The 24,648-nt window shown below is 70.6% G+C and carries 27 protein-coding genes; 11 read left to right on the top strand and 16 right to left on the bottom strand.

Annotated elements, in window-relative coordinates; all coding sequences use genetic code 11:
* Window positions 1-2: 2 nt before the first annotated feature.
* From ACRWK7_RS27255 to ACRWK7_RS27240, 4 genes are all read right to left on the bottom strand, one after another.
* Window positions 3-689 (bottom strand): HdaA/DnaA family protein, encoded by a 687-nt coding sequence (locus tag ACRWK7_RS27255; protein WP_431859677.1) that lies wholly within the window; start codon window positions 687-689, stop codon window positions 3-5.
* Window positions 686-1,753, bottom strand: coding sequence for an AI-2E family transporter (locus ACRWK7_RS27250; protein ID WP_431859675.1), 1,068 nt, complete (start codon window positions 1,751-1,753; stop codon window positions 686-688). The genes ACRWK7_RS27255 and ACRWK7_RS27250 overlap by 4 nt, the downstream gene beginning before the upstream one ends.
* Window positions 1,750-2,310, bottom strand: a complete 561-nt coding sequence (locus tag ACRWK7_RS27245) for a CDP-alcohol phosphatidyltransferase family protein (RefSeq protein WP_431859673.1) — start codon at window positions 2,308-2,310, stop codon at window positions 1,750-1,752. Before ACRWK7_RS27245 ends, ACRWK7_RS27250 begins: the two co-directional genes overlap by 4 nt.
* 174 nt (window positions 2,311-2,484) lie before the next feature.
* On the bottom strand, window positions 2,485-3,774 hold the full coding sequence (locus ACRWK7_RS27240) for a DUF2066 domain-containing protein (RefSeq protein ID WP_431859671.1): 1,290 nt from the start codon (window positions 3,772-3,774) through the stop codon (window positions 2,485-2,487).
* Between the two features lie 76 nt (window positions 3,775-3,850).
* Between ACRWK7_RS27240 and purM the strand changes: the two genes are divergently transcribed.
* From purM to aac(6'), 4 genes are all read left to right on the top strand, one after another.
* Entirely contained in the window at window positions 3,851-4,930 is a 1,080-nt protein-coding gene (gene purM, locus ACRWK7_RS27235; RefSeq protein WP_431859711.1) for a phosphoribosylformylglycinamidine cyclo-ligase, read from the top strand.
* Entirely contained in the window at window positions 4,918-5,574 is a 657-nt protein-coding gene (gene purN / locus ACRWK7_RS27230; protein ID WP_431859669.1) for a phosphoribosylglycinamide formyltransferase, read from the top strand. Before purM ends, purN begins: the two co-directional genes overlap by 13 nt.
* An 8-nt stretch (window positions 5,575-5,582) precedes the next feature.
* The gene (locus ACRWK7_RS27225) at window positions 5,583-5,798 is read left to right on the top strand and encodes an aa3-type cytochrome c oxidase subunit IV (RefSeq protein ID WP_431859667.1); all 216 of its coding nucleotides are present in this window, start codon (window positions 5,583-5,585) and stop codon (window positions 5,796-5,798) included.
* Window positions 5,799-5,880: 82 nt separating this feature from the next.
* Window positions 5,881-6,333, top strand: coding sequence for an aminoglycoside 6'-N-acetyltransferase (gene aac(6') / locus ACRWK7_RS27220; RefSeq protein WP_431859665.1), 453 nt, complete (start codon window positions 5,881-5,883; stop codon window positions 6,331-6,333).
* Window positions 6,334-6,389: 56 nt separating this feature from the next.
* Here aac(6') and ndk read toward each other — a convergent pair whose 3' ends face one another.
* Window positions 6,390-6,812 carry a nucleoside-diphosphate kinase gene (gene ndk, locus ACRWK7_RS27215; RefSeq protein ID WP_109118651.1) on the bottom strand — a complete coding sequence of 141 codons (423 nt, stop codon included), beginning with the start codon at window positions 6,810-6,812 and terminating at the stop codon, window positions 6,390-6,392.
* A 156-nt stretch (window positions 6,813-6,968) separates the two neighbouring features.
* Here ndk and ACRWK7_RS27210 point away from each other — a divergent pair, with 156 nt between their 5' ends.
* The 3 genes from ACRWK7_RS27210 to ACRWK7_RS27200 all read left to right on the top strand — a co-directional run bounded on the left by ACRWK7_RS27210 (window position 6,969) and on the right by ACRWK7_RS27200 (window position 10,253).
* Window positions 6,969-8,858 (top strand): ABC-F family ATP-binding cassette domain-containing protein, encoded by a 1,890-nt coding sequence (locus ACRWK7_RS27210; RefSeq protein WP_431859663.1) that lies wholly within the window; start codon window positions 6,969-6,971, stop codon window positions 8,856-8,858.
* On the top strand, window positions 8,855-9,505 hold the full coding sequence (locus ACRWK7_RS27205; RefSeq protein WP_431859661.1) for an exopolysaccharide biosynthesis protein: 651 nt from the start codon (window positions 8,855-8,857) through the stop codon (window positions 9,503-9,505). The genes ACRWK7_RS27210 and ACRWK7_RS27205 overlap by 4 nt, the downstream gene beginning before the upstream one ends.
* 139 nt (window positions 9,506-9,644) lie before the next feature.
* Window positions 9,645-10,253: a class I SAM-dependent methyltransferase gene (locus tag ACRWK7_RS27200; protein ID WP_431859659.1), complete on the top strand. Its 609-nt coding sequence runs from the start codon at window positions 9,645-9,647 to the stop codon at window positions 10,251-10,253.
* A 173-nt stretch (window positions 10,254-10,426) separates the two neighbouring features.
* Here the strand turns inward: ACRWK7_RS27200 and ACRWK7_RS27195 are convergent, their stop codons facing one another.
* The gene (locus tag ACRWK7_RS27195; protein WP_431859657.1) at window positions 10,427-11,194 is read right to left on the bottom strand and encodes an SDR family NAD(P)-dependent oxidoreductase; all 768 of its coding nucleotides are present in this window, start codon (window positions 11,192-11,194) and stop codon (window positions 10,427-10,429) included.
* 108 nt (window positions 11,195-11,302) lie between these two features.
* Between ACRWK7_RS27195 and ACRWK7_RS27190 the strand changes: the two genes are divergently transcribed.
* Both ACRWK7_RS27190 and gmk read left to right on the top strand, forming a co-directional pair.
* Window positions 11,303-12,169, top strand: a complete 867-nt coding sequence (locus tag ACRWK7_RS27190) for a YicC/YloC family endoribonuclease (protein ID WP_431859708.1) — start codon at window positions 11,303-11,305, stop codon at window positions 12,167-12,169.
* A 5-nt stretch (window positions 12,170-12,174) separates the two neighbouring features.
* On the top strand, window positions 12,175-12,831 hold the full coding sequence (gene gmk, locus ACRWK7_RS27185; protein WP_431859655.1) for a guanylate kinase: 657 nt from the start codon (window positions 12,175-12,177) through the stop codon (window positions 12,829-12,831).
* A 142-nt stretch (window positions 12,832-12,973) separates the two neighbouring features.
* Here the strand turns inward: gmk and ACRWK7_RS27180 are convergent, their stop codons facing one another.
* From ACRWK7_RS27180 to ACRWK7_RS27165, 4 genes are all read right to left on the bottom strand, one after another.
* Window positions 12,974-13,714: an arginyltransferase gene (locus ACRWK7_RS27180; RefSeq protein ID WP_431859653.1), complete on the bottom strand. Its 741-nt coding sequence runs from the start codon at window positions 13,712-13,714 to the stop codon at window positions 12,974-12,976.
* A gap of 7 nt (window positions 13,715-13,721) precedes the next feature.
* A complete protein-coding gene (locus ACRWK7_RS27175) occupies window positions 13,722-14,699 on the bottom strand; it encodes an alpha-E domain-containing protein (RefSeq protein WP_431859651.1) in 978 nt (325 codons plus the stop codon).
* On the bottom strand, window positions 14,696-16,198 hold the full coding sequence (locus ACRWK7_RS27170; RefSeq protein WP_431859649.1) for a circularly permuted type 2 ATP-grasp protein: 1,503 nt from the start codon (window positions 16,196-16,198) through the stop codon (window positions 14,696-14,698). Before ACRWK7_RS27170 ends, ACRWK7_RS27175 begins: the two co-directional genes overlap by 4 nt.
* A 276-nt stretch (window positions 16,199-16,474) precedes the next feature.
* A complete protein-coding gene (locus ACRWK7_RS27165) occupies window positions 16,475-17,590 on the bottom strand; it encodes a flagellar motor protein MotB (protein ID WP_431859648.1) in 1,116 nt (371 codons plus the stop codon).
* A gap of 183 nt (window positions 17,591-17,773) precedes the next feature.
* Here ACRWK7_RS27165 and ACRWK7_RS27160 point away from each other — a divergent pair, with 183 nt between their 5' ends.
* Complete coding sequence (locus tag ACRWK7_RS27160; protein WP_431859646.1) at window positions 17,774-18,253, top strand: flavin reductase family protein; 480 nt, start codon at window positions 17,774-17,776, stop codon at window positions 18,251-18,253.
* Window positions 18,254-18,383: 130 nt separating this feature from the next.
* On the opposite strand, the gene ACRWK7_RS27155 is transcribed toward ACRWK7_RS27160, so the two are convergent.
* Window positions 18,384-19,601 carry a threonine ammonia-lyase gene (locus ACRWK7_RS27155; RefSeq protein ID WP_431859644.1) on the bottom strand — a complete coding sequence of 406 codons (1,218 nt, stop codon included), beginning with the start codon at window positions 19,599-19,601 and terminating at the stop codon, window positions 18,384-18,386.
* Window positions 19,601-21,991, bottom strand: coding sequence for a penicillin acylase family protein (locus tag ACRWK7_RS27150; RefSeq protein ID WP_431859642.1), 2,391 nt, complete (start codon window positions 21,989-21,991; stop codon window positions 19,601-19,603). The genes ACRWK7_RS27155 and ACRWK7_RS27150 overlap by 1 nt, the downstream gene beginning before the upstream one ends.
* Before the next feature lie 155 nt (window positions 21,992-22,146).
* Here ACRWK7_RS27150 and ACRWK7_RS27145 point away from each other — a divergent pair, with 155 nt between their 5' ends.
* On the top strand, window positions 22,147-22,461 hold the full coding sequence (locus ACRWK7_RS27145) for a Gas vesicle protein V (protein WP_431859640.1): 315 nt from the start codon (window positions 22,147-22,149) through the stop codon (window positions 22,459-22,461).
* A 68-nt stretch (window positions 22,462-22,529) separates the two neighbouring features.
* On the opposite strand, the gene ACRWK7_RS27140 is transcribed toward ACRWK7_RS27145, so the two are convergent.
* From ACRWK7_RS27140 to ACRWK7_RS27125, 4 genes are all read right to left on the bottom strand, one after another.
* Window positions 22,530-22,703: a YdcH family protein gene (locus tag ACRWK7_RS27140; protein WP_431859639.1), complete on the bottom strand. Its 174-nt coding sequence runs from the start codon at window positions 22,701-22,703 to the stop codon at window positions 22,530-22,532.
* Window positions 22,704-22,823: 120 nt separating this feature from the next.
* Window positions 22,824-23,171, bottom strand: coding sequence for a zinc ribbon domain-containing protein YjdM (locus ACRWK7_RS27135; protein WP_431859637.1), 348 nt, complete (start codon window positions 23,169-23,171; stop codon window positions 22,824-22,826).
* A 137-nt stretch (window positions 23,172-23,308) separates the two neighbouring features.
* A complete protein-coding gene (locus ACRWK7_RS27130) occupies window positions 23,309-23,527 on the bottom strand; it encodes a DUF1127 domain-containing protein (protein WP_431859635.1) in 219 nt (72 codons plus the stop codon).
* A 206-nt stretch (window positions 23,528-23,733) separates the two neighbouring features.
* Window positions 23,734-24,321, bottom strand: a complete 588-nt coding sequence (locus ACRWK7_RS27125; protein ID WP_431859633.1) for a hypothetical protein — start codon at window positions 24,319-24,321, stop codon at window positions 23,734-23,736.
* Window positions 24,322-24,648: the final 327 nt, after the last annotated feature.

Below are 24,648 nucleotides of genomic sequence, written 5' to 3'. Positions count from 1 at the left end.
GCCTACCCCTCCATCTCCGCCAGCACCCCGCGCACCAGCGGCACGGTGACCGGCCGCTGCTTGGCCAGCGAGGCGCGGTCGATGGCTGCCACCACGCGGCGCGCCGCGTCCAGCGAGCGCTCCATGCGCGCCAGCAGGTAGCCGATCACCTCCTGGCTGGGGATCAGCTGGCGGTCGGCGAACAGCTTGACCAGCACCGCCGCCAGCAGCGCCTCGTCCGGCGCCTCCACCCCCACCGCCGGGGCGCCCTTGATGCGCGAGCGCAGGTCGGGCAGCTTCACCCGCCAGCGCGCCGGCGCCTTGCGCGCCAGCAGCAGCAGGTGCCCGCCGCAGTCGCGGGCGAGGTTGTAGAGGTGGAACAGCGCCCGCTCCCGCCCCGGCTTGCCCGCCACGGCGTCGGCGTCGTCCACCACCACGGCGCGCGCCGCGTCGATGAGCGCCGGCAGGTCGGCGTCCTCCAGCGCGGCGCCGGTCACCTGCGGCGCCCGGCTGCGCGCCCGCCAGACCTGGCCGAGGTGCGTCTTGCCGCAGCCCGGCGGCCCCCAGACGGTCAGCGCCGGGGCCGGCCACGCCGGCCAGCGGTCGAGCCACGCCACCGCGTCGCCGTTGCTGGGCGCCACCAGGAAGTCCTCGCCGCCCATCGCCGGGCGGAAACCGAGGTCCAGCGGCAGTTGCGCCGGGACGCTCATGGGCTGTCGACCGCGCCGTTGTAGTAATCGCTCTGCAGGTAGCGCCCCAGCGCGAAGCGGGTCAGCACGCCGATCACCGCCGCCACCGGCACCGCCAGCAGCACGCCGACGAAGCCGAACAGGCTGCCGCCGGCCAGCAGCGCGAACATCACCCACACCGGGTGCAGCCCGACCTTGTCGCCGACCAGCTTGGGCGTCAGCACGTTGCCCTCGATCATCTGGCCGAAGATGAAGATCGCCACCACGATCGCCACCCGCCACAGCGAATCGAACTGCAACAGCGCCAGCCCGGTCGAGGTGACGAAACCGAACAGCGTGCCGACGAACGGGATGAAGGACAGCAGCCCCGACAGCAGCCCCACCACCAGCCCGAAGTTCAGCCCCGCCGCCGACAGCCCCAGCGCGTAGAACAGGCCGAGCACCACGCACACCAGCGCCTGCCCCCGCACGAAGCCGGCCAGCGTGCGGTTCACCTCCTGCGCCTGAGCGCGGATGGTGGACAGGTGCTGGCGCGGCGCCCAGCCGTCCACCCGGCCGACCAGCACGTCCCAGTCGCGCAGCAGGTAGAAGGCGACCACCGGCGTGATGAACAGCACCGAGAACACGTCGAACAGCGCCAGCCCGCCCGACAGCAGGCCGCGCAGCACCCGGCCGATCCACCCGACGGCCTCGCCCGCGTACTCGCCGGCGGCGGTGCGCAGGCGCTCCACGTCCTCCGGCGACAGGCGGTGCACGAGGTCCTCGATGGCCGGCTGCACGCGCTCGCGCAGCACCTGGGCGTAGTGCGGCAGCGTGTCGATCAGCAGCACCGCCTGCGCCTGCACCAGCGGCAGCAGCAGCAGCACGAAGCAGAACGCCACCAGCACGAAGGACAGCAGCACAACCACCGCCCCCGCCCAGCGCGGCAGCCCGGTGCGCTCCAGCCGGTCCACCGAGGGATCGAGGAAATAGGCGATCGCCAGCCCCGCCACGAAGGGCAGCAGCATGCCGGACAGCACCCACAGCACCGCCGCGAACAGCGCGAAGCCGATCAGCCAGAAGCGGAGGTGCCGGGCCTGGTTCACTTGAGGCCCCCGGTGCGGTCGAACAGGATGCGGCCGCGCCCCAGGTAGGCCAGCCCGGAGGCCACGGTGGTGACCGTGCACAGCCACACCAGCAGCCGCACCAGGTCGTAGCCGTAGAAGACCGGCTGCGTGTAGTCGAGCCCGTGCGGCGCCAGCACCGCCACCGGCAGCACCAGTTGCACCGCGGTGTTGAGCTTGCTGATGCCGAGCGGCTGCATCGCCAGCGATTCCTTGAGCGTGTAGGCCAGCAGCACCGCGCCGACGATCATCAGGTCGCGGAACACCACCAAGATGACCAGCCACAGCGGCAGCTGCCCGACGTTGCCCAGCGCCACGTAGACGCTGACCAGCAGCACCTTGTCGGCGATCGGGTCGAGGTAGGCGCCCAGCGCCGTGCGGGCGCGGAACATGCGCGCGATGGCGCCGTCCAGCGCGTCCGAGGCGCCGGCCGCCATGCACAGCCAGAACGTCCAGCCCAGCTCGCCGGCCAGGATCAGGTAGACGGCCAGCGGCGCGCACAGCAGCCGGCCCAGTGTGATGGTGTTGGGGATGCTCACGCGCTTCCCCTCTCCTTTCGGTGCGTCAAGCCTTGCATTTCTTCGGCCGTCATCCCCGCGAAGGCGGGGATCCATAGCCCTCAAGGCACGCCGCTTCGGAAATTATGGATCCTCGCCTGCGCGGGGATGACGGGGACGGCAGCGTAACGGCCCATCGCCGATGCCGCCACCGCATCAATACCGCCGCGCGGGAATCGTGCCGAGGTCGCGCGGCGGCGCGCCCATGACGACGCCCGGCCCGGCCGGGGCGGCCATCGGCGGCGGAACCGGGGCCGCGGCCGGCAGCGGCGCCGCCGGCTGGCTCGCCCCGGCGCCCCTGGGCAGGGCGCGCAGTTCCAGCGCCGGGGCCGGCACCACGCCGGCATCGACGCGCGGCGCCGCCTGGGTCAGGCCGAGGTCGCGGCGCGCCATCGCCTGCCGCAGCCGCTCGACGTCGCCGCGGAAGGTCAGCGCCACCAGCGCCTCCATCCGGCTCAGCGACAGCAGGTCGGCGCGGGTCACCGCCTGCACGGTGGCCAGCCGCTTGCGCGTCTCGATCCAGTCCTCCAGCCGGCCGACCGGCACCGCCACGGCGACCGTCTGCTCGCCGCCGGAGACCGCCGTGTTGTCGCGCTTCCACGCCTCGTCCAGCGCCGCAGCCACGAAGGTCACGCCGCGCGCCAGCGCGTCAGCGGGGCGGTCGTCGGCATCGACGCGGACGCTGACCGGGAACTGCTCGCGCGAGCCGTCCAGGCCGTAGCGGACGACGTCCACCGCCAGCGGCTGCCCCCGAGTCGGCTCGCCCGACGCCGGCAGCGTGGTGCGCGCCACCACCACGCCGTTGGCGCTGTAGCGCCGGGCGATGGCGGCCAGCGGATCGGCCGCGCCGTTCACCGCGTCCTGGGCGCCGATGGCCTGGAGATCCTCCATCTCGCCCTCCGGCACCACCAGCGGCACCAGCGAGCTGCCGCGCTCGCGCGCCTCCCAGGCCGAGCGCCAGGGCGTGCGGTCCTCCCACAGGATCGGCTTGCCGTCCACCACGGTCACCGGCAGCACGACGAGCGGCTGGCTCGGCGGCTCGACGTAGGCGGCGCCGCTGCCGCCGAGCTGGTCGCGCACTGCCTGCGGGCGGAAGCGCACGGTCATCGTGCCGACGTAGCGGTTGGCCGCCAGCTTCTCCTCGTCGATCTCGAATCCCGCCACGAGGCGGGCGAGGTCGTGGTCGGACAGCCTCGGCGCCTTCCCGCCCGGGACGAGGCGCTGGTACAGCGTGTCCCACGCCTTGCGCTGCGCCTCGCTGATCGCCTGGTCGCGTCCGGCGTTGGGGTTGGCGGTGGTGACGTCCACCTTCACGCCCGAGACGGTGAAGGCGTCGGCCTGCGCCGCGGGCGCGACCTGGGCGCGCGCCGGGAGCGTGTGCCCGGCCAGCGCCAGAAGCAGGGCGGCGATGACGGCGCAAAGCGCCCGGCGGCTGCGGTGGAGCATTGCAATGCCTTCCGATTCGAGTATGTTTCGGCCCGATCTTTGGCCCGGTATATAGCCCAGCCCAAGCGAGGATACCATCAGCACTCCCGCAAAAAACGCGTCCGACGCCTACAAGCAGGCAGGCGTGGACATCGACGCCGGCAACGCGCTGGTCGAGGCCATCAAGCCGCTGGCACGCTCCACCGCGCGCGCGGGTTCCGACGCGGGCCTGGGCGGCTTCGGCGCGCTGTTCGACCTGAAGGCCGCCGGCTACCATGACCCGCTGCTGGTCGCCACCACCGACGGCGTCGGCACCAAGCTGAAGGTCGCCATCGACAGCGGCCGCCACGACACGGTCGGCATCGACCTCGTGGCGATGTGCGTCAACGACCTCGTCGTCCAGGGCGCCGAGCCGCTGCTGTTCCTCGACTACTTCGCCACCGGCAAGCTGGACGTCGAGGCCGGGCGCGCCATCGTCGCCGGCATCGCCGAGGGCTGCCGGCAGGCCGGCTGCGCCCTGGTCGGCGGCGAGACCGCCGAGATGCCGGGCATGTACGCCAAGGGCGACTACGACCTCGCCGGCTTCTCGGTCGGCGCCGTCGAGCGCGACCAGGCGCTGACCGGGGCCGGCGTGCAGGCCGGCGACGTGGTGCTGGGCCTCGCCTCCTCGGGCGTGCACTCCAACGGGTATTCGCTGGTGCGCCGGCTGGTCGAGACGAGCGGCCTCGGCTACGCCGACCCGGCTCCCTGGGACGCGTCGAAGACGCTGGGCGAGGCGCTGCTGACGCCGACGCGCATCTATGTGAAGAGCGCGCTCGCCGCGGTGCGCGCCGGCACGGTGCGGGCGCTGGCCCACATCACCGGCGGCGGCCTGATCGAGAACATCCCGCGCGTGCTGCCGGACGGCCTGGGGGTCAGCCTGGACGCCACGCAGTGGCCGCTGCTGCCGGTGTTCGGCTGGCTGGCCAAGACCGGTGGCCTGAGCGCCGCCGACCTCGCCCGCACCTTCAACTGCGGCCTCGGCATGGTCGTCGTCTGCCCGCCGGAGAAGGCGGACGAGGCGGCGGAGATCCTGCGCCAGCACGGCGAGACGGTGTACCGCGTCGGCACCATTGCCCCGGTGGCGGATGGCGAGCGCGTGACGGTCGCCGGAACGGACACGGCATGGCCCGTCTGAAGGTCGGCGTCCTGATCTCGGGACGCGGCAGCAACCTGCAGGCGCTGATCGACGCGGCGGCGGCCCCCGGCTTCCCCGCGGAAATCGCGCTGGTCCTCTCCAACAAGGCCGACGCCGCCGGACTGGCGCGCGCGGCCGAGGCGGGCATCGCGACCGCGGTGGTCGACCACCGCGAATTCCCGGGCGACAAGGCCGCCTTCGAGGCGGCCATGGACGCCCGGCTGCGCGCGGCCGGCGTGGAACTGGTGTGCCTCGCCGGCTTCATGCGGCTGCTGTCGCCGTGGTTCGTCGATGCGTGGCGCGACCGGATGATCAACATCCACCCGTCGCTGCTGCCCGCCTTCAAGGGGCTGGACACCCACCAGCGGGCGCTGGACGCCGGCGTGCGCGTGCACGGCTGCACGGTGCACTACGTGCGCTCGGAGATGGACGTCGGCCCGATCGTCGTGCAGGCGGCGGTGCCGGTGCTGCCGGACGACGACGCCCACGCCCTGGCCGGCCGCGTGCTGGCGCAGGAACACCGCGCCTACCCCCTCGCCGTGCGCCTGATCGCCGAGGGCCAGGTCCGCGTCGAGAACGAGCGCGTCCATGTCGACGGGCACGCCCCCGACGGCGCGTCGGTGCTGCTCAACCCCGCGCCGTAAGGCGGGACTTGCCGGCGCGCCTCTCGGCCACCACTTCCTCGCAAAACCGCAAAAACGAGGAGGGGGTTATCATCATGGCCTTGGCGCAGCAACACGACCGGCCCGTCAGCGAAGAACTGGTGCGCGAGCACGCGCGCGGCTGGGAATCCTTCACGCACTTCATGAAGTACGCCGTCATCGGCGTCGTGGTCGTGCTGGTCCTGATGGCGATTTTCCTGCTCTAGCCATCCCATTCCGCATTCCCGTCGTCCCCGCCCCGGCGCGGACGACGGGACACGCGCCCGCGTCGCGGGCGGAACAGCCGGTATGCACGTCGAGACATGCACGCGGGAGAGCCTGGACGACTGGGTCCGCATGCGCCGCGCCCTGTGGCCGGAAGCGTCGCTCTCCATACACCGCGCCGAAGCGGAGGCCATGCTGGACGGCGGCCGCGCGGCCATCCGCCTCGCGCGCTCACCCGACGCCGAGTGGATCGGGTTCGCCGAAGCGACCCTCCGCCATGATTACGTGAACGGCTGCGAAACGTCGCCCGTGGCGTTCCTCGAAGGGCTGTACGTGCGCTCGGACTGGCGCCGGCGCGGGGTGGCCCGCCTGCTGGTCCGGTCGGTCGTCGCCTGGGCGACGGCGCAGGGGTGCCGGGAACTGGCGTCGGACGCCCTCATCGACAATCAGGTGTCCCAGCGCATGCACATGGCGCTCGGCTTCGAGGAGACCGAACGCGTCGTCTACTACCGCCGTTCGCTCGGACAACCCGAATAAACGAAGGGCCGCCCCGGGGGGCGGCCCTTCGCAGATCCTCGACGCTGCGGCTGAAATCAGCCGACCAGCTCCAGGCCGGAGAAGAAGTAGGCGATCTCCTGGGCGGCGGTCTCCGGGGCGTCGGAGCCGTGCACCGAGTTCGCCTCGATCGACTCGGCGAAGTCCTTGCGGATGGTGCCCTCGGCGGCGTTGGCCGGGTTGGTGGCGCCCATGATCTCGCGGTTGCGGGCGATGGCGTTCTCGCCTTCCAGCACCTGCACGACCACCGGGCCGGAGACCATGAACTTCACCAGGTCGCCGAAGAACGGACGCTCGCGGTGCACGCCGTAGAAGGTCTCGGCCTGGGCCTGGGACAGCTGGAGGCGCTTCTGCGCGACGATGCGCAGGCCACCGTCCTCGAAGCGGGCGTTGATCTTGCCGGTCAGGTTGCGGCGGGTCGCGTCGGGCTTGATGATCGACAGGGTGCGCTCGAGGGCCATGGCGGTGGTGCTCCACATGAAAATGGTTTTCCCGGCGCTCCCCGAACGGAGGCACCGCGTTGCGCGGGGTTATAGCGGCCGGGCGGCGGCTCGGCAAGCATGTCCCCACCCGATCCCTTCAAACCAAGCCGCCGACGTGCTACATCCCCCGGCAACATGCTGCACATCAACGACCTGACGTTCCGCTACGGCGGCCGCGTGCTGTTCGACCAAGCCACCGCGGTGGTGCCGAAGGGGCACCGCGTGGCGCTCGTCGGCCGCAACGGCTGCGGCAAGAGCACGCTGCTCAAGCTCATCGCCGGCACCCTGCACGCCGACGGCGGCTCCATCACGCTGCCCGCCGGCATGAAGCTCGGCATGGTAGCGCAGGAGGTGCCGGCCGGCTCGACCAGCCTGATCGACACCGTGCTGGCCGCCGACACCGAGCGCACCGCGCTGCTCGCCGAGGCCGAGACCGCCACCGACCCGCACCGCATCGCCGAGGTGCACACGCGCCTCGCCGACATCGAGGCGCACTCGGCGCCGGCCCGCGCGGCGCAGATCCTCTCCGGCCTGGGCTTCGACGCGGACGCGCAGCTCCAGCCCTGCTCGGCCTTCTCCGGCGGCTGGCGGATGCGCGTGGCGCTGGCCGGCGTGCTGTTCGCGCGGCCGGACCTGCTGCTGCTCGACGAGCCGACCAACCACCTCGACCTCGAAGCCACGATCTGGCTCGAGAACTACCTGAAGAACTACCCGCACACGATCCTGCTGGTCAGCCACGACCGCGACCTGCTGAACTCGGTGCCGACGACGACCATCCACGTCGACCAGGGCAAGCTGGTGACCTACGGCGGCAACTACGACCGCTTCGTCGCCACCCGGCGCGCCAACATCGAGCGCCTGCAGGCCAACGCCGCCAAGCAGGAGGCGGTGCGCAAGCACATCCAGTCCTACATCGACCGCTTCCGCTACAAGGCCAGCAAGGCCCGGCAGGCGCAGAGCCGCATCAAGGCGCTGGAGCGCATGGAGCCGATCGCCGAGGTGGGCGAGGAGGAGCGGGTCAGCTTCAACTTCCCGCAGCCCGACGGCCTGTCGCCGCCGCTGGTCGCGCTGGAGGACGCCACCGTCGGCTACGGCGACAAGGCGATCCTCAGGCGCCTCAACCTGCGCATCGACATGGACGACCGCATCGCGCTGCTGGGCGCCAACGGCAACGGCAAGTCGACGCTGGTCAAGCTGCTGGCCGGGCGCCTCAAGGCGATGGGCGGCGAGATGCGCCGCTCCGGCAAGCTGAAGGTCGGCTACTTCGCCCAGCACCAGGCGGAGGAGTTGGACCTGACCCTCACCCCCGTCCAGCAGATGGCCCGCGTCATGCCCGACGTGCTGGAGGAGAAGGTGCGCGCCCACCTGGGCCGCTTCGGCTTCCCGCAGCAGAAGGCGGAGACGAAGATCTCCAGCCTGTCCGGCGGCGAGAAGGCGCGGCTGCTGTTCGCGATGATGAGCCGCGAGGCGCCGCACATCCTGATGCTCGACGAGCCGACCAACCACCTGGACCTCGACAGCCGCGAGGCGCTGATCCAGGCGATCAACGGCTTCGAGGGCGCGGTGATCCTGATCAGCCATGACCCGCACCTGATCGAGCTGACCGCCGACCGCCTCTGGCTGGTCGCCGAGGGCACGTGCAAGCCCTACGACGGCGACATGGAGGACTACCGCGCCCTGCTGCTCGACAAGGCGCGCGCGGAGCGGGCCGAGGCCAAGGGCGACACCGGCCCCAGCCGCAAGGACCAGCGCCGCGCCTCGGCGGAAGCGCGCGCCGCGCTGGCGCCCCTGAAGAAGAAGGCCACCGACGCCGAGGCGCTGGTCGGCAAGCTGAGCGCCGAGAAGGCGAAGATCGAGGGCAAGCTGGCCGACCCCAAGCTCTACGAAGGACCGAGCGAGACGCTGCGGAAGCTGCAGATCGACCTGGGCGCCGTCGAGAAGAAGCTCTCGGCCGCCGAGGAGACGTGGCTGGAGGCGCTGGAGGTCTACGAGGCCGCCGCCGCCGAGGCGGGCATCGCCGCATGAGCGCCGAACTGGACCAGGAGTGCCCGGCGGCGCTGGCCGACGAGCAGCGCACGTCGGACGTGCTGGCGGCGTTCCGCGCCGACCTGCCGCAGGGCCGGGTGGCGCTCGCCCACCTGATCGCGGCGCTGGGCGACCGCTCGCTGGGCACGGTGCTGCTGGCGCTGGCGCTGCCGACCATCGCGCCGGTGCCGCTCGGCGTCTCGGTGCTGTGCGACCTGCCGCTGTTCCTGTTCTCGCTGCGCCTGCTGTTCGGCAAGCGCGACGCGGTGCTGCCGGCGTGGCTGCTGCACCGCTCGGTGTCGCGGGACAACGCGGCGCGCATGCTGGACGCGGTGATGCCGCGCCTGCTGTGGATCGAGGCGATGCTGAAGCCGCGCCTGCCCCGTCTGGCCCACGTGGACGGCGAGCGCTGGTTCGGCGTGCTCATCTTCGTGCTGATCACCATCTGCATCGTGCCGGTGCCGCTGATGGGCTGGCTGCCCGGATTCGCGCTGGTGCTGATCTCGCTGGGGCTGATCGAGCGCGACGGCGGCGCCATCGGCGTGGGGCTGCTGCTGTCGGTCGCCGCGGTGGTCGCGGCGGTGGTGCTGGTGTCCGGGCTGTCGTACGCGGGCCACGAACTTCTGTCCAATGAGCCTATTCCGTAAGCGTGCGGCGTCCAGCGGGTTGCAAGATCCCGTCCTTTTGTTGGATAAGAAAACCTAGGAAACCATGGTTCGGGACCCCCGGGCACAAGATCGTGTTAACCGGGGGCATCAGGCAATAACCACCGGCGAAAGGCCGATCATGACTCCCTCGGAATATTCCGTCGCCGCGAAAGCCAAGAATGCCAAGGCGCCGCACCCGGCGCTGATCTTCTTCCAGCGGTGGATGGCCAACCCCATGGCGGTGGGATCGATCACGCCGTCCGGTCCCGGCCTGCGCAAGATCATCCGTGAGAATCTGGTCTGCGGTCCCGACGAGGTGATCGCCGAGTTCGGCCCCGGCACCGGCGCCATCACCCAGGCGCTGCTGGAGGCCGGCGTCCCCGCCCAGCGCATCTATTCCTTCGAGATCGACGCGCACCTCGCCAACTACGTGCACGGCGTCTATCCCGACGTGAACGTCATCAACGCCGACTGCCGCAAGATCGCCGAGACGCTGGGGCCGGACCTGATGGGCAAGGTCGGCACGGTGGTGATCGGCATTCCCATGAAGGCGCTGCCCATGGACGTGCAGCAGGGCATCGTGGACGCCACCTTCTCGGTCATGCCGGAAGGCCGCCGCTTCCTGCTGTACACCTACATGATCAACTCGCCGCTCAACATGCAGAAGCTGGGCCTGAAGGGGAAGCGCATCGGCTTCACCTGGCAGAACGTCCCGCCGGCCTCGGTGTGGGCGTACTGGAAGGCCTGACCTTCGCTTCCGTGGTTTCATGAAAACGCCCCTTCCCGTGTGGGAGGGGCGTTTTCGTTTGTGCGGCCGTTGCCCCCTCCCTAACCCTCCCCCGCTGCGCGGTGGAGGGAACTCCGCCGCATCGTCGGCAGCCCCCCTCTCCCGCGCAGCGGGGGAGGGTTAGGGAGGGGGCATCACGCCTCCGGCTTCCGCGGCGTCCGCGCCGCGACGCGGTCCACCCACCCCGCCGGCAGCGCCGACAGCAGCCACACCACCGCCGCCATCGGCCACGGGAACGAAATCCGCCCGACGTTGCGCGCCAGCTTCCGCTTGATCAGCTCCGCCGCCGGCCCGGCGTCCATCAGGAAGGGCATCGGGAACGGGTTGCGCGCCGTCATGCGGCTGCGCACGAAGCCGGGGCAGATCACCGACACGCCGATCCCCTGCCCGGCCAGATCGCCGCGCAGCGATTCGCCCAGGACCCGCACCGCCGCCTTGCTGGCGCAGTAGGCCGGCGCCCCGGGCAGCCCGCGGAAGCCCGCCAGCGAGGCCATCAGCGCGACCTGCCCCCTCCCCCGCCCCCGCATGGCGTCGATGGCCGGGTAGATGGTGTTCAGCACGCCGTCCAGGTTCACCGCGAAGATTCGCCGCGCCTGCTCCTCGGTCTCCCCATTCAGACCGGTGCCGGCGGAGATGCCGGCGTTGGCGATCACCAGATCCACCGGGTGCGCCGCGTCGAACCCGGCGAACCACGCCGCCATGGCCGCGCGGTCGGCGGAGTCCACCACCCCGGCCTCCACCACCGCCCCCCTGGCCCGGCAGCGCGCCGCCACGGCGTCGAGGCGCGCCGCGTCGCGCCCGGTCAGGCCCAGCGCCACGCCGGGGCCGGCGTAGGCCAGCGCCAGAGCCTCGCCGATGCCGCTGGACGCACCGGTGATCACCAGGGAATGGACCGGAGTCATCTCGCCTCGCCGCTTGTTGGCCCGCCGAACGCAAGCTATAAGTTGTTCCCCCAAAGCCCACAAATTGTATCCGAGGCCGATGTGACCGCCCACCGCCCCGTCGCCAGCATGACCGGATTCGCCCGCGTGGACGGCCACGCCGACGGCTACGCCTGGACGCTGGAGGCGAAGAGCGTCAACGGCCGCAACCTCGACCTGCGCTGCCGCATGCCCTCCGGCTTCGACCAGCTGGAGGCGCAGGCCCGCGCCGAGGTCCCGAAGACGCTGGCGCGCGGCACCGTCAACCTGACGCTCAGCGTCACCCGCACCTCGACCGTGTCGCAGATCCGCATCAACCGCGAACTGCTGGCCCAGGTGCTGGAGCTAGCCCGCGAGATCGAGGGCGCCGGCGCCGCCGCGCCGCGGCTCGACGCGCTGCTCACCGTGCGCGGCATCATCGAGCCGGTCGAGGAGGACGAGACCGAGGCGCGCGAACGCCTGGACGCCGCGCTGAAGAAGGACCTCGCCGCCGTGGTCGGGCAGCTGGCCGCCGCCCGCGCCGCCGAGGGCGCGCGGCTGGTGACCATCCTCAACGGCCACCTGGACGAGATCGCCCGGCTGACCGACGCGGCCGCCGCCTGCTCCTCGGTTCAGCCCGACGTGCTCAAGGAGAAGCTGCGCGCCCAGGTCGCCGCGCTCCTCGACGCCGTGCCGACGCTGTCGGAGGACCGGCTGTCGCAGGAAGCGGCGCTGATCATCGCCAAGGGCGACGTGCGCGAGGAGATGGACCGGCTGCGCGCCCACGTCCAGGCGGCGCGCGACCTGCTGGCCGAGGGCGGCGCCATCGGCCGCCGCTTCGACTTCCTGTGCCAGGAGTTCAACCGCGAGGCCAACACGCTGTGCTCCAAGTCCGCCGACGTGGAGCTGACGCGCATCGGCCTGTCGCTGAAGGCTTCCATCGAGCAGCTGCGCGAGCAGGTGCAGAACATCGAGTGATCCGCATGCCCTCCACCGACCACCCCGCCCCGAAGGACATCCGTCGGCGCGGCCTGATGCTCGTGCTGTCGTCGCCGTCGGGCGCCGGCAAGACGACCATTTCCCGCCGCCTGCTCGACCGCGACGCCGGCATCACCATGTCGGTGTCGGTGACGACGCGCCCGATGCGCCCCGGCGAGGTGCCGGGCCGCGACTACTACTTCATCGACATGCCCGAGTTCGAGCGCAAGGCCGAGGCCGGCGAGTTGCTGGAGTACGCCCGCGTGTTCGGCAACTGCTACGGCACGCCGCGCGACAAGGTCGAGCAGGCGCTGGGCGCCGGCCGCGACGTGCTGTTCGACATCGACTGGCAGGGCACCCAGCAGCTGGCCGAGAACGCCCGCACCGACCTCGTCAGCGTCTTCATCCTGCCGCCGTCCGGCGAGGAGCTGGAGCGCCGCCTGCACAGCCGCGCCCAGGACTCGGCCGAGGTGATCGCCCAGCGCATGGCCAAGGCGTCGGACGAGATCAGCCACTGGGCCGAGTACGACTACGTGATCGTCAACCACGACATCGAGGAGAGCGTCGCCTCGGTCCAGGCGATCCTGCGCGCCGAACGCCTGAAGCGCACCCGGCAGGTGGGGCTGCAGAAGTTCGTGCAGGCGGTTCAGGCGGCGTTGTAGGAATACTCTTGGCGACCAAACACCTTTCCTGACCGTCATCCCCGCGAAGGCGGGGATCCATACGTTCCACAGTCACTCGCTTTGGGAATTATGGATCCCCGCTTTCGCGGGGATGACGAAAAAAGCAAGAAATACCAATATGTTACGGCATCTCGCCGTCCGGCACCCGGTACCATCCGTCCCGGCCCAGCGCCTCCAGGGGGCGGAACCGCGCCTTGTAGGCCATCTTGCGGCTCTGCGCGATCCAGTAGCCGAGATAGACGTAGGGCAGCCCCTCCGCCCGCGCCCGCGCGATCAGGCCCAGGATCATGTAGGTGCCCAGGCTGCGCTTCTCCTGCGCGGCGTCGTAGAAGCTGTAGACCGCCGACCAGCCGTCGCCCAGCCGGTCGGTCAGCATGCAGGCGATCAGCTTGCCCCCCGCGTCCCGCGCCTCGACCAGCGACGTGTCGGCCCGGCCCTCGTCGATCATCGCCGCGAAATCGGCCATCGCCATGCGCGCCATGTCGGAATCGCCGTGGCGCGATGCCTGGTAGGTGGCGAACAGGCGGTACTGCTCGCTGGTCGCGTTGGCCGGCGCCTGCCCCAGCCGCAGATCCTCGTTCGCGCGCAGCACGCGCTTCTGCGACCGGGTCGGCTCGAACTGGTCGACCGCGATGCGCACCGGCACGCAGGCCGAGCAGGTCGGGCAGACCGGCCGGTAGACGATGTCGTGGCTGCGCCGGAAGCCGGCGCGCGACAGCGTCGAGTTCACCTCCGCCGCGTACGGGCCGCTCAGCCGGGTGAAGAGCTTCCGCTCGACCCGGCCGGGCAGGTAGGGGCACGGCATCGGGCCGGAACGGAAGAACTGCTGGAGCGGCCGGTGATGCGGCGGGATGATCGACATGCGCTCTCTACTGGACCTCCACCTGCGCGAGGGGGGCGGGCTCCTGGCCGAAGAACGCGTGGCCGATCTCCGCGGTGATCTCGATCAGCTGGCGCTGCACCCAGTCCAGGTACTCGTGCAGGCCGTCGGCGATCACGGCTTCGATGGGTCGGCTCAACAGGGCGGCCAGCAGCTCGTCGACCTTCTCCATGGCCTCGCTGCCACGGCGCAAAGTGTAGCGCGACTTCAGGCGGGTCAACAACCCGTCGATCTGCCTTACACACATGACGACGGAGCGCGGGAACCCTTCGTTGAACAGGATGAAGCCGGCGACCGTCGTGGGCGTCATGCCGCGCGGGTAGACGCGCCGGAAGGCGTGGTAGCCCGCGGCCGAGCGCAGCACCGTGCACCACTGCTGCATGTCGAGCGACGAGCCGAGGTCGTCCGGCGACGGCAGCAGCGTGTGGTACTTGATGTCGAGGAGCCGCGTGGTCTGGTCGGCGCGCTCGATCGCCTTGCCCAGCTGGTAGAAGTACCAGCCCTGGTCGCGGTAGAAGGTGCCCTCGGTGATGCCGGTGTGGGTCTGGCACGCCTCCTTGACCATGCGGCAGACGCGGCTGAGGTGCGGCATCGCCACGTCCCTCGGCGTCAGCACCAGCAGCTGGTTGTAGAAGACGTTGATCTGCGACCACATCTCGGTCGAGATCCACGGCCGCAGCGTGCGCGCGTTCTCGCGCGCGGCGCGGATCATCGAGACGATGGAGTTCGGGTTCGTGGCGTCCAGCAGGTAGAACGCCACCACCGTCTCGGCGGACGCGGTGGCGTGGCGCTTGAGGAACGCCTCCTCGTCGGCGTAAAGCTGCACCACCGACAGCCAGTTGGTGCCGCCGCGCTCGTCGCGCACGAAGGTCTCCTGCACGTCGAGGACGCGCGCCAGATTCTCCGCGCGCTCCATGTAGCGCGCCATCCAGAAGATGTTCTCGGCGTAGCGGGCCAGCAGGTTCATGCCGCACCCCCGTTTTCCAGGACCCCATTCTCTAAGACCCAGGTGTCCTTGGAGCCGCCCCCCTGGCTGGAATTCACGATCAGCGTTCCCTTCTGCAAGGCCACCCGCGACAGGCCGCCGGGCAGCACCCAGGTCTTCGATCCGGTCACCGCGAACGGGCGCAGGTCGACGTGGCGCGGCTCGATGCCGTCGGGCGTGACGGTCGGGCACACGGACAGGTCGACCACCGGCTGGCTGATGTAGTTGGACGGGTCGGCGATCAGCTTGGCGCGGCAGTCGTCCAGCTCGGCCTTGCTGGCGCGCGGGCCGATGGTGATGCCGTAGCCGCCGGCCTCGCCCACCGGCTTGACCACCAGCTTGTCCAGATTGTCCAGCGTGTAGGTCAGCGCGTCGTGCTCGCGGCAGATGCGGGTATCGACGTTGGGGATGAGGGCGTCCTGATCCAAGTAGTACTTGATCATCCGCGGCACGTAGGCGTAGACGGCCTTGTCGTCAGCCACGCCGGTGCCGATGGCGTTGGCCAGCGCCACGTTGCCGCGCCGGTACGCCTCCAGGATGCCGGGCACGCCCAGCAGGCTGTCCGGGTTGAAGGCGGTGGGATCGAGGAAGTCGTCGCCGATGCGGCGGTAGATCGAGTGCACCGGGGCGAGGCCGTCGGTGGTCTTCATGTAGACGCGGTGGTTCTCGACCACGAGGTCGCGCCCCTCGACCAGCGGCACGCCCATCTCGCGCGCCAGGAAGATATGCTCGAAATACGCCGAGTTGTAGGAGCCGGGGGAGAGCAGCGCCACCTCCGGGTCGCCCTCCGCCACCGGCGCGATCTCCGACATCGCCTCCAGCAGCTTGTGGCCGTAGTTGTCGACCGGGCGGATGCCGATGTCGCGCATCAGGTCGGGGAAGACGCGCTGCATCATGTGGCGGTTCTCGACCACGTAGGAGACGCCGGACGGCACCCGCCCGTTGTCCTCCAGCACGCGGAAGGTGCCCTCGCGGTCGCGCACGAGGTCCACGCCCATGATGTGGATGTAGGTGTCGAACGGCACGTCCAGCCCGGCCATCTGCGGCCGGAAGTTGGCGTTGCCCAGCACCAGCTCGGCCGGGATGATGCCGTCCTTGAGGATCTTCTGGTCGTGGTAGATGTCGTGCAGGAACAGGTTCAGCGTGGCGACGCGCTGCTTGATCCCCGCCTCCAGGTGCGCCCACTCCTTCGCCGAGATCACCCGCGGGATCACGTCGAAGGGCAGGATGCGGTCCTCCGCCCCCTGCGCGGCGTAGATCAGGAAGGTGATGCCGAGGTTGTACAGCTCCTTCTCGGCGTCGGTGGCCCGGCGCCGGAGGTCCTCGAAGTCGAGCTGGTTGAGACGCTCGCGGATCAGCCGCGTGTGCCCGGCCGGCTTGTCGGCGTTGCCGAACAGCTCGTCATAGAAGATGCCGGCGTCGTAGGACGCCAGGAGGTCCCGCGCGCCCGCCCGTGGCGCCGTCGCTCCGTTCACGCTCACCCGCTCCTCCCGCTCGAGACGCGGTGCCAGCTGCACCGCAGGAAGTATGGAGCAATGCCCTATGCATCAACAGGGCCAATAGGGCGAAGGGTTGAGTCGCCGTAGGGTCTTTCGCGAGACGTGCGCGGGGCGCGGGCAGGCTGCTGCTTTTTTGGGCGAACTGGATGCCCCCTCCCTAGCCCTCCCCCGCTTGCGCGGGAGAGGGAACTCCGCCACTGCGGCGGCAGCCCCCTCCACCGCAACGCGGGGGAGGGAGGGGGAGGGGGCAATGGTTGATCAGCGCCGCGCCGGAGCGGCCGGAGCCGGTGCGGGAGCCACGGCCGGAGCCGCCGGCTTGGCCGACTGGCCGCCGGCCGCCGGGGCCTTGGCCTGGGCGTCGCGCAGCAGCACGATGCTGATGCGGCGGTTGCGCGGGCTGCCGGGCTGGTCGGGCGCCAGCAGGTCGCGGTCGGCGCGGCCGACCACGTCCTGGACGCGGGTCTCCGGGACGCCGCCGGCCAGCAGGGCGCGGCGCGTGGCGTTGGCGCGCTCGGTGGACAGGTCCCAGTTGTCGCGCCCGCCGCCGGAGAAGGGCGTGGCGTCGGTGTGGCCGCTGATCGACAGCTTGTTGGGCAGCTTGTTCAGCGCCTGCGCCACCTGCATCACCAGCTGGCGCGTCTGCGGGTACATCTGCGCCGAGCCGCCGGGGAACATCGACACCCGGTCCTGGTCGACGATCTGGATGCGCAGCCCCTCCGGCGTCTGGTCGATCATCAGGTTCTGCGCCAGCGGCTGCAGTTCGGGGATCGACTGGATGGCCTGGCGGATCTCGTTGGCGGTCTGCTGGAACTGCTTGCCCTCGGACTGCTGCTCCTGGAGCTTGGCGGTGGCCTCCGACACGCGGTCGGCGAAGTCGGAGAGCTTCTCGCCCGGCTTCTGGCCGGGGATGCCCAGCTGCTTGGCGAGCTGCTCCAGGCGCTGCTGGTATTCCAGGCGGTTCTCGTTGGGTTTCTGCTCGCTCTGGGCGCCGCCGGTGCCGGGGCCGCCCTCGGCGCCGCTCATCGGCTCCTCGCCGCCGACGCCGGTGAGGCTGGGGGTGGACGGGATATCCGGGGTCATCGGCGAGCTGGAGTTGATCTGCGCGCCCGGCGCCGTCACCGTCTGCCCGCCCAGCATGCCGCCGGAGCCCGAGGTCTCGCGGCTGACCGACACCGGCGCGAAGTAGTCGGCGATGCCCTTGCGCTGATCCGAGGTGGTGACGTTGAGCAGCCACAGCAGCAGGAAGAACGCCATCATCGCGGTGACGAAGTCGGCGTAGGCCACCTTCCAGGCGCCGCCGTGGTGGCCGCCGTGGCCGCCCTTCTTCTTCTTGATGATGATCGGCTGTTCGGTGCCGGCGGGATTGGCTGCCATTGAAACCCCAGGAAATCCGGGCCGGAATGCGACGCCGCCACGGTGCGCGGTTTTCCTTAAGATCCGTTTAACGGAATCTCAGGCAAATCCTGATGTTACGGTGGGCAGAACCGGCTTGCGCCGGGCCGCGGGGTGGTTTAATCCCCGGCGACCACCGCTTTACGGGTCCGAGCCAAGGGTGCCATGACCATCGATCCCCGCGCCTTCCGCAACGCGCTCGGCTGCTTCGCCACCGGCATCACCGTCGTCACCACGACCTGCCCGGACGGCCACCCGGTGGGGGTGACGGTGAACTCGTTCTCGTCGGTGTCGCTCGACCCGCCGCTGGTGCTGTTCAGCCTGGGCCGCGCCTCGCAGGCCTATGACTTCTTCGTGAACGGCGCGGCGTTCGCGATCAACATCCTGGCGGCCGACCAGGAGGACCTGTCCAACCGCTTCTCGCGCCGCGACCTGCAGGAGCGCTGGGAGGGCGTGGGGGTGGAGCGCTGGGACACCGGCGTGCCGATCCTCACCGGCTGCCTCGCCAACATCGAGTGCGACCGCCACGCGGTGCACGACGGCGGCGACCACGCCATCATCGTCGGCCGCGTCCGCTGCCTGCGCGCCGCCGCCGAGGGCAAGCCGCTGCTGTACTTCCGCGGAAGCTACGCGCAGCTGGGATAAGCCCCACCGCGGTCCCCCTTCCTCCCACGCCTGCGGCGCGGGCCCCTCCTTCCCCCACTGCGCGGGGGAAGGAGTTAAGCCCTCCCCCGCGCAGTGGCGGAGGGTTTGGGTGGGGCCCCAGCGCAGGAACTTACGACACGTCCACCATCAGCTCCGTCGGGAACCCGGCCTTCGCCAGCCGGTCGACGATCGCCTGCACGTGCGTGCGGTCGCGCGTCTCCAGGATGACGTCGATCTCCGCCATCTTCACCGGCACGTCGTGGAACAGGCGCTGGTGGTAGACCTCGACGATGTTGGCGCCGGCCTCGCCGAGGATCCGCGTCGCTTTGGCCAGCGCGCCCGGCGCGTCGGTCAGCGCGATGCGCAGGCGCACGATGCGGCCCTCCAGCACCAGCCCGCGCATGAGCACCTGCGCCAGCAGCCGCGCGTCGATGTTGCCGCCCGACACCACCAGCCCGACCCGCTTGCCCTGGAAGCGCCCCGGCTCGGCCAGCACCGCCGCCAGCGCCGCCGCGCCCGCCCCCTCGGCGACCAGCTTCTGCACCGTCACCATGCGGAACACCGCGGCCTCCAGCGCCTCCTCCGAGGCCAGCAGGATGTCCTCGACGTGCTGCTCGACCAGCGCCTTGGTCAGCCCGCCCGGCGCCTTGACGGCGATGCCCTCGGCGATGGTGACGCCGGAGCAGACGATGGGCTCCCCCCGCACCGCCTGCCGCATGGAGGGGTAGAGCGCGCACTCCACGCCGATCACCCGGATGTCCGGCTTCACCGCCTTGGCCGCCACCGCCATGCCGGCGATCAGCCCGCCGCCGCCCACCGGCACCACCAGCACGTCCAGGTCCGGCACCTGCTCCAGGAACTCCAGCGCCACCGTGCCCTGGCCGGCGATCACGTGCGCGTCGTCGTAGGGGTGGACGAAGACCAGCCCCTCGCGCGCCGCCATCTCCTGCGCGAAGGCGGCCGCGTCGCTCAGCGTCTCGCCCTCCAGCACGACGCGGGCGCCGTAGCTCTCGGTGCGCTCCACCTTGGTGAAGGGGGTGAAGCTCGGCATCACGATGGTCGCCTTGATGCCCAGCCGCGCGGCGTGGCAGGCCACCGCCTGGGCGTGGTTGCCGGCCGACATGGCGATGACGCCGGCCGCCCGCTCCGCCTCCGACAGGCTGAGCAGCTTGTTCAGCGCGCCGCGCTCCTTGAAGGAGCCGGTGTGCTGCTGGTTCTCCAGCTTCAGGAACACCGCGCAGCCGGCCAGCTCCGACAGGCGCGGCGCCGCCTCGGCCGGGGTGGCGGCGATGCGGCCGGACAGGCGCGAAGCGGCAGCCTGGACGTCCGCGGGGGTAACGGTGCTCATCAACGGCCTCCGAAGCTGGGCTTGAGCGAAAGGACCTGGGCGCCGGCCTTGCGCAGCGCCTCGCGGTCGCCGGTCAGCCGCACGCTCTCCCCCTGCCGCCAGCGCTCGACGAAGTCGCCCCAGTGCGCCGACAGCGGATTGCCCGACTGCCCGGTGGCGATGACGTAGCGCGAGTTGCCGAGGTCGGACAAGTCATAGACCGCCCGGAAGCCGGCCCCGTGCACGTGCGCGTAGGGCGCCGCCGGGTCGGAGAAGCGCGTGGTGCCGCGGTTGACGGTGAAGCTGTCGCCGTCCGTCTCCACCGCCAGGGTGAACCAGCGCCCGACCAGCGGCAGCCGGCTGAGCAGCGGGTGCGGCAGCGGCGCCACGTGCTCCGCGCCCCAGCGCCACGTGGCCAGGACCGGCCCGTGCTTCCGCGCCAGCTCGTCCAGCGCGGCGTTCAGCGACGCCGTCAGCACCTCGGCGCAGGTCTCCGTCCGGTCGCCGGTGCGGACGTCGTCGCACCACGCCGGGCGGTCGGTTAGCGCCAGCATCACGGTGCGCGTCTGCTGCCAGAAATACTCGCCGTACAGCGGCCCCAGTTCGTCGCCGAGCAGCGCGCGGTTCAGCGCGCGGAACCACGCCTCGAAGATCAGCGGCTCCGGCCGGTCGCGGTCCATGCGGCCGTCCCACGCCTTGAGCAGGGCCACCGCCTCCGCCGCCCGCCCCTCGGCCGGCGCCGCGGTCATCAGCGGCAGCAGCTCCTTGGCCGCCAGCGAGGTGACGTCGAGCTGCTGCGCCGCCACGTCGTCCACCGTGAAGGCGCCGCCGGCCAGCATCTGCTGGATGCGGGCGGCGCGCAGCGGTTCCGGCCAGTTCGCCGCCAGCAGGTACGGGTAGCCCGCCCCGACCACCGCGTTGTTGGCGTTGACGATCTGGCCCGAGGGCGGGTTGACCGACTGCGGCAGCGCCTCGAACGGGATGAAGCCGGTCCAGTCGTACTCGCCGTCCCAGCCCGGCACCGGCAGCGTGCCGTCACCCTTGCGCCGCACCGGGGCGAGGCCGGGCACGATGAACCCGATCGTCCCGGCGGTGTCGGCGTAGACCACGTTCTGCTGCGGCGTCACGTGCTTGGCCAGCGCGGTGCGCACCTCCGCGGCGGTGCGGGCGTGGTTGAGGCGGTAGAGCGCCTCGGCGGAGGTGTCCGGCTCGCGCAGGCCGGCCCAGGCGAGCGCCAGCACGTGGCCCTCCGGCGCGCCGTCCATGCCCTCCAGCCCGCTCAGCACCGGGCCGTGCCGCGTCTCGCGCACCGTCAGCACCTCGTCCGGCTGGCCGGCGACCTTGATGATCTCGGTGCGCGTGGTGAAGGGCTCGCTGCCCTTGGGCGTCAGGTAATGGGTGGGATCCCGCGGATCGACGCGCTCGACGAACAGGTCCTGCACGTCGCTGTGGGTGTTGGTGAAGCCCCAGGCGACGTTGCCGTTCTGCCCCAGCGCGTGCAGCGGCATGCCCGGCGCGGTGGCGCCGGTGATGGAGAAGTTGGGGGTGACGATGCGCGCCAGGTACCACAACACCGGCGCCTCCAGCCCCAGGTGCGGGTCGTTGGCGAGGATCGGCTTGGCCGTCGCGGTGCGGCTGCCGGCCAGCACCCACTCGTTGGAGGCGAGGTCGAAGCCCAGCGCCGGCGGCAGCGCGGCTTCCGCCTTGTCGAAGCGCATTCCCCGCAGATCCGCCGCCAGCGTCACCGGCGAGCCGGGCGGGTCGCCGGGGTAGAGGTCGCGGATCTGCTGCGGCGTCAGCGTCTGCGCCAGCCGGGCGCGGGTCAGCTCCTCGCGGTAGTTGCCGGCGAGTTGCAGCGCCATCAGCTTGCCCCACACGAGGCTGTCGGCGGGCTTCCACGGCTCCGGCTCCAGGCGGGTCAGCTGGAACTCGATGGGCAGCGCCTCCTTGCGGGTGGCGATGTAGGCGTTGACCCCCTTGGCGTAGGCGTCGAGCACCCGCTTGGCCTCCGGCGACAGCAGCGCGTAGCTCTCCTGGGCGCGGCGGTGGAAGCCCAGCGTGCGCGTCAGCCGGTCGAGCCGCAGCGTCCAGTCGCCGAACCGCGTGCCGAACAGCTCGGCCAGCCGGCCGCTGCCCAGCCGCCGCATGCCCTCCATCTGCCACAGCCGGTCCTGCGCGTGGACGAAGCCCAGGGCGTAGTAGGCGTCCGCCTCGGTCTCGGCGAAGATGTGCGGCACCGCGTCGGCGTCGCGCAGCACCTCCACCGGCCGCTCCAGGCCGGGCAGCGAGAGGGAGCCGGCGTGCTGCGGCTGTTCGCCGCGCAGCCACAGGAACAGCCCGCCGCCCACCAGCGCCGGCAGCACGACCACGGCCAGCACGACCGCCGCAACGATCTTCAGAAAACGCCGCATTCCGGAAAACCCGTCCGCCAATCCAGCCTCCAACATAGTGCAGGCGGGCGGGCGAGACAGGATCGCGCGGGGGTGCGCGTGTCACATTCTCCATACGCACTATGGCGACAGCGGCACGCAGACCCGATATGGTCGTGCAAGCCAGGAGGGATGCAATGCCGAACTATGATGAAAAAGCCTACCGGATGACCCGCAGCAAGGACGGCCCGACCCTTGCGGAGCAGAAGAGCCAGCTGGCGCGGCTCAAGCAGGATCTGGAGCAGTTCACCAGCCGGCAGGCCGGCGGCGCGATCCTCGGATCGCTGAAGGAGCGCATCCGCGACCTGGAGGGCTCCATCGCCCGCATCGAGAACGCCCGCGCGCTGGACCGCGAAGCGCGCCGGGGCGGCGAGGACGGCGGCGGGCCGGGCAACCCGGTGCGCGCGACGTCGAGCCGCTTCCCGCCGCGCGGCACGCCGGGGCGGGGCTGAGGAACGGTTTCGTCACCCCGCCCAGCGGGCGGGGTGACACGCGGCGCCGTACGGGCGCCGGTCCGGGGTCAGTGGACGCTGAGCCGGTCGATCCGTTCCTTGACGTACAGCTTTTCGAGCTTCAGGCGCTTGAGGGCCATGTCGTCCGGTCTCGCACGGCCATACTCCGCCCGAAGCTGGGCTTCGAGCTCGGCATGGCGATGGCGAAGTGCCTCGACGGCATCCGTTTCAACGATCTCCATGGCAGCACCTATGTTCTGTGTCCTCCCGCGGCCCGGGATTCGGGCCGCCTGGGAAACAGATATGGGCATGGCGCGCCAATACCACTGCGCGAAAGCGGTGTCCTACCGCCTTCGGCCGGATCAGGCCTTCTTCACGAACTCCGATTTCAGGTTCATCGCGCCGATGCCGTCGATCTTGCACGCGATGTTGTGCCCGTCGGCGCCGTCCACCAGGCGGATGCCCTTGACCTTGGTGCCGCCCTTGACCACCAGCGACGAGCCCTTGACCTTCAGGTCCTTGATCACGGTCACGCTGTCGCCGTCGGCGAGCACGTTGCCGTTGGCGTCGCGCACGCTCTGGTCCTGCGAGGGCTCCGCGCCGGCGGTCTCCGGGTTCCATTCATGCCCGCATTCCGGGCAGATCCACAGGCTGCCGTCGTGATAGGCGTGTTCGGAGCTGCACTCGGGGCACTTAACGTCGCTGTCCATCGTCGTCCTCGCTGTTTGGGAGGGCGCACCCTAGTGCACCGGCGGGCCGACCGGAACCAAAACTCATATCAAAGGCGCTCGATGGCTCCCGTCGAGCGCCTTTGAGTCAAACCCGGCGGCTCGATGCGCCGGCGGTATCAGCCGCCCATCCGCCCCATGGCGGTGAAGATGGTGATGTCCGAGCGATGGATGCCGACGTCCCGGAGCTGGCGGTCGTCCATCGCCTTCAGCTCGCGGCGCGAGCGCATGGTGGCGAAGAAGGTGCGGAACTTGCCGGTCAGCAGCAGCAGGGCGGCCGGCTGCGCAGGGGTGCGGTCGTCAGCGCCGGCGACGGGCTGAAGGGTGATGAAGCTCACGGTGAAACGTCCAGATGTGCGGTCGGGGAATGCCGGGACCCTGATCCTTTTTTCCTACCGGCGCAATGGACATATATCTGCGGGATTGGAAGGTCAGGCACGCGCCGGAGGCGTGCCTGATCCCTCTTTGCCCCATCACCCCGTGTTGATGATGGATTGGCTGAAAGCAGCCAAGGTCGCGTTACGTCGCTGTTCCGGTGGCTCCGTCACCGTGCCCCGACCACCGTCAGGAAGGCACCGTTGTCCAAAGCCTGATCGACGGCGGCTTGCATGCTGTCGTTCGCCATCTTCCCAAGATCCTCGACCGAACCGAAGATTCCAGCCGCCAGCGTGGCGTCGCCGGAACGGTTGTCCTCATAGGCCTTGGTGTAGACCGGCCGTCCGGTCGTTCGGTCCAGCACCGACACCTGGAACCGCGCGTGCGCTTCCGGCCGCATGAGCAGGCTGCAATCCAGCTTGTCCACGGTGATGTCGAGCCCGTAGCGTGCGCCATTCCCCTGGGCCAGAAGGCCGCGCGCCCCCAGACCGTCAACGAACGCCTGCCGTACGACGTCATTGGCGGGACGGGCCATCTCCAATGTCTTCAGCGTGTTCCCGTAACCACCGCGGATCGCGCCCAGATGCTTGCCCGTGTGCTTGCGAGCGTCGGTGACGCTCAACACCTCCACGTCCGCCTTTGCGGCCGGTGGCTTCTGCGCGACCACGCCCGCATTGTAGGTCATCGGAACCTGGTGCGTGCTGCACGCTCCCAACAGGCCGGCGGCCATCAGCGCGCCAACCGCAGCTTTCCGCATCGCGTCTTCTCCATCTGCTTTCGGGGCGCATATCGCTATATGCAAAGACACCCGCCCACTCCACTCTTGCGGGAAACTTGAAGGGGTCCGAAGGAGACAAGTCAAGGAGCGTCGATGTGGTGCCGACTGTCGACGCTTCCGTTCACGCGCCGCCTTTAGGGTCTGGAGGCCACAGCCGGTCCCTCTGATCGCCGTGGTTGCGCGGCGTGCCGCCCCAATACGAGACAGGGGCAAGGCCTTGGAACCAGGGTGCCGGGGGAGACGATCTGCCGCATCGTCACGGCGCAAACCGTCGGGCTGCGCCGTGTCGCACGGAAGGACCAGCGG

The organism is Azospirillum sp., assembly GCF_050789165.1.
The sequence above is the reverse complement of the archived record's forward strand: the minus strand, read 5'-3'. Positions and strand labels throughout refer to the sequence as shown.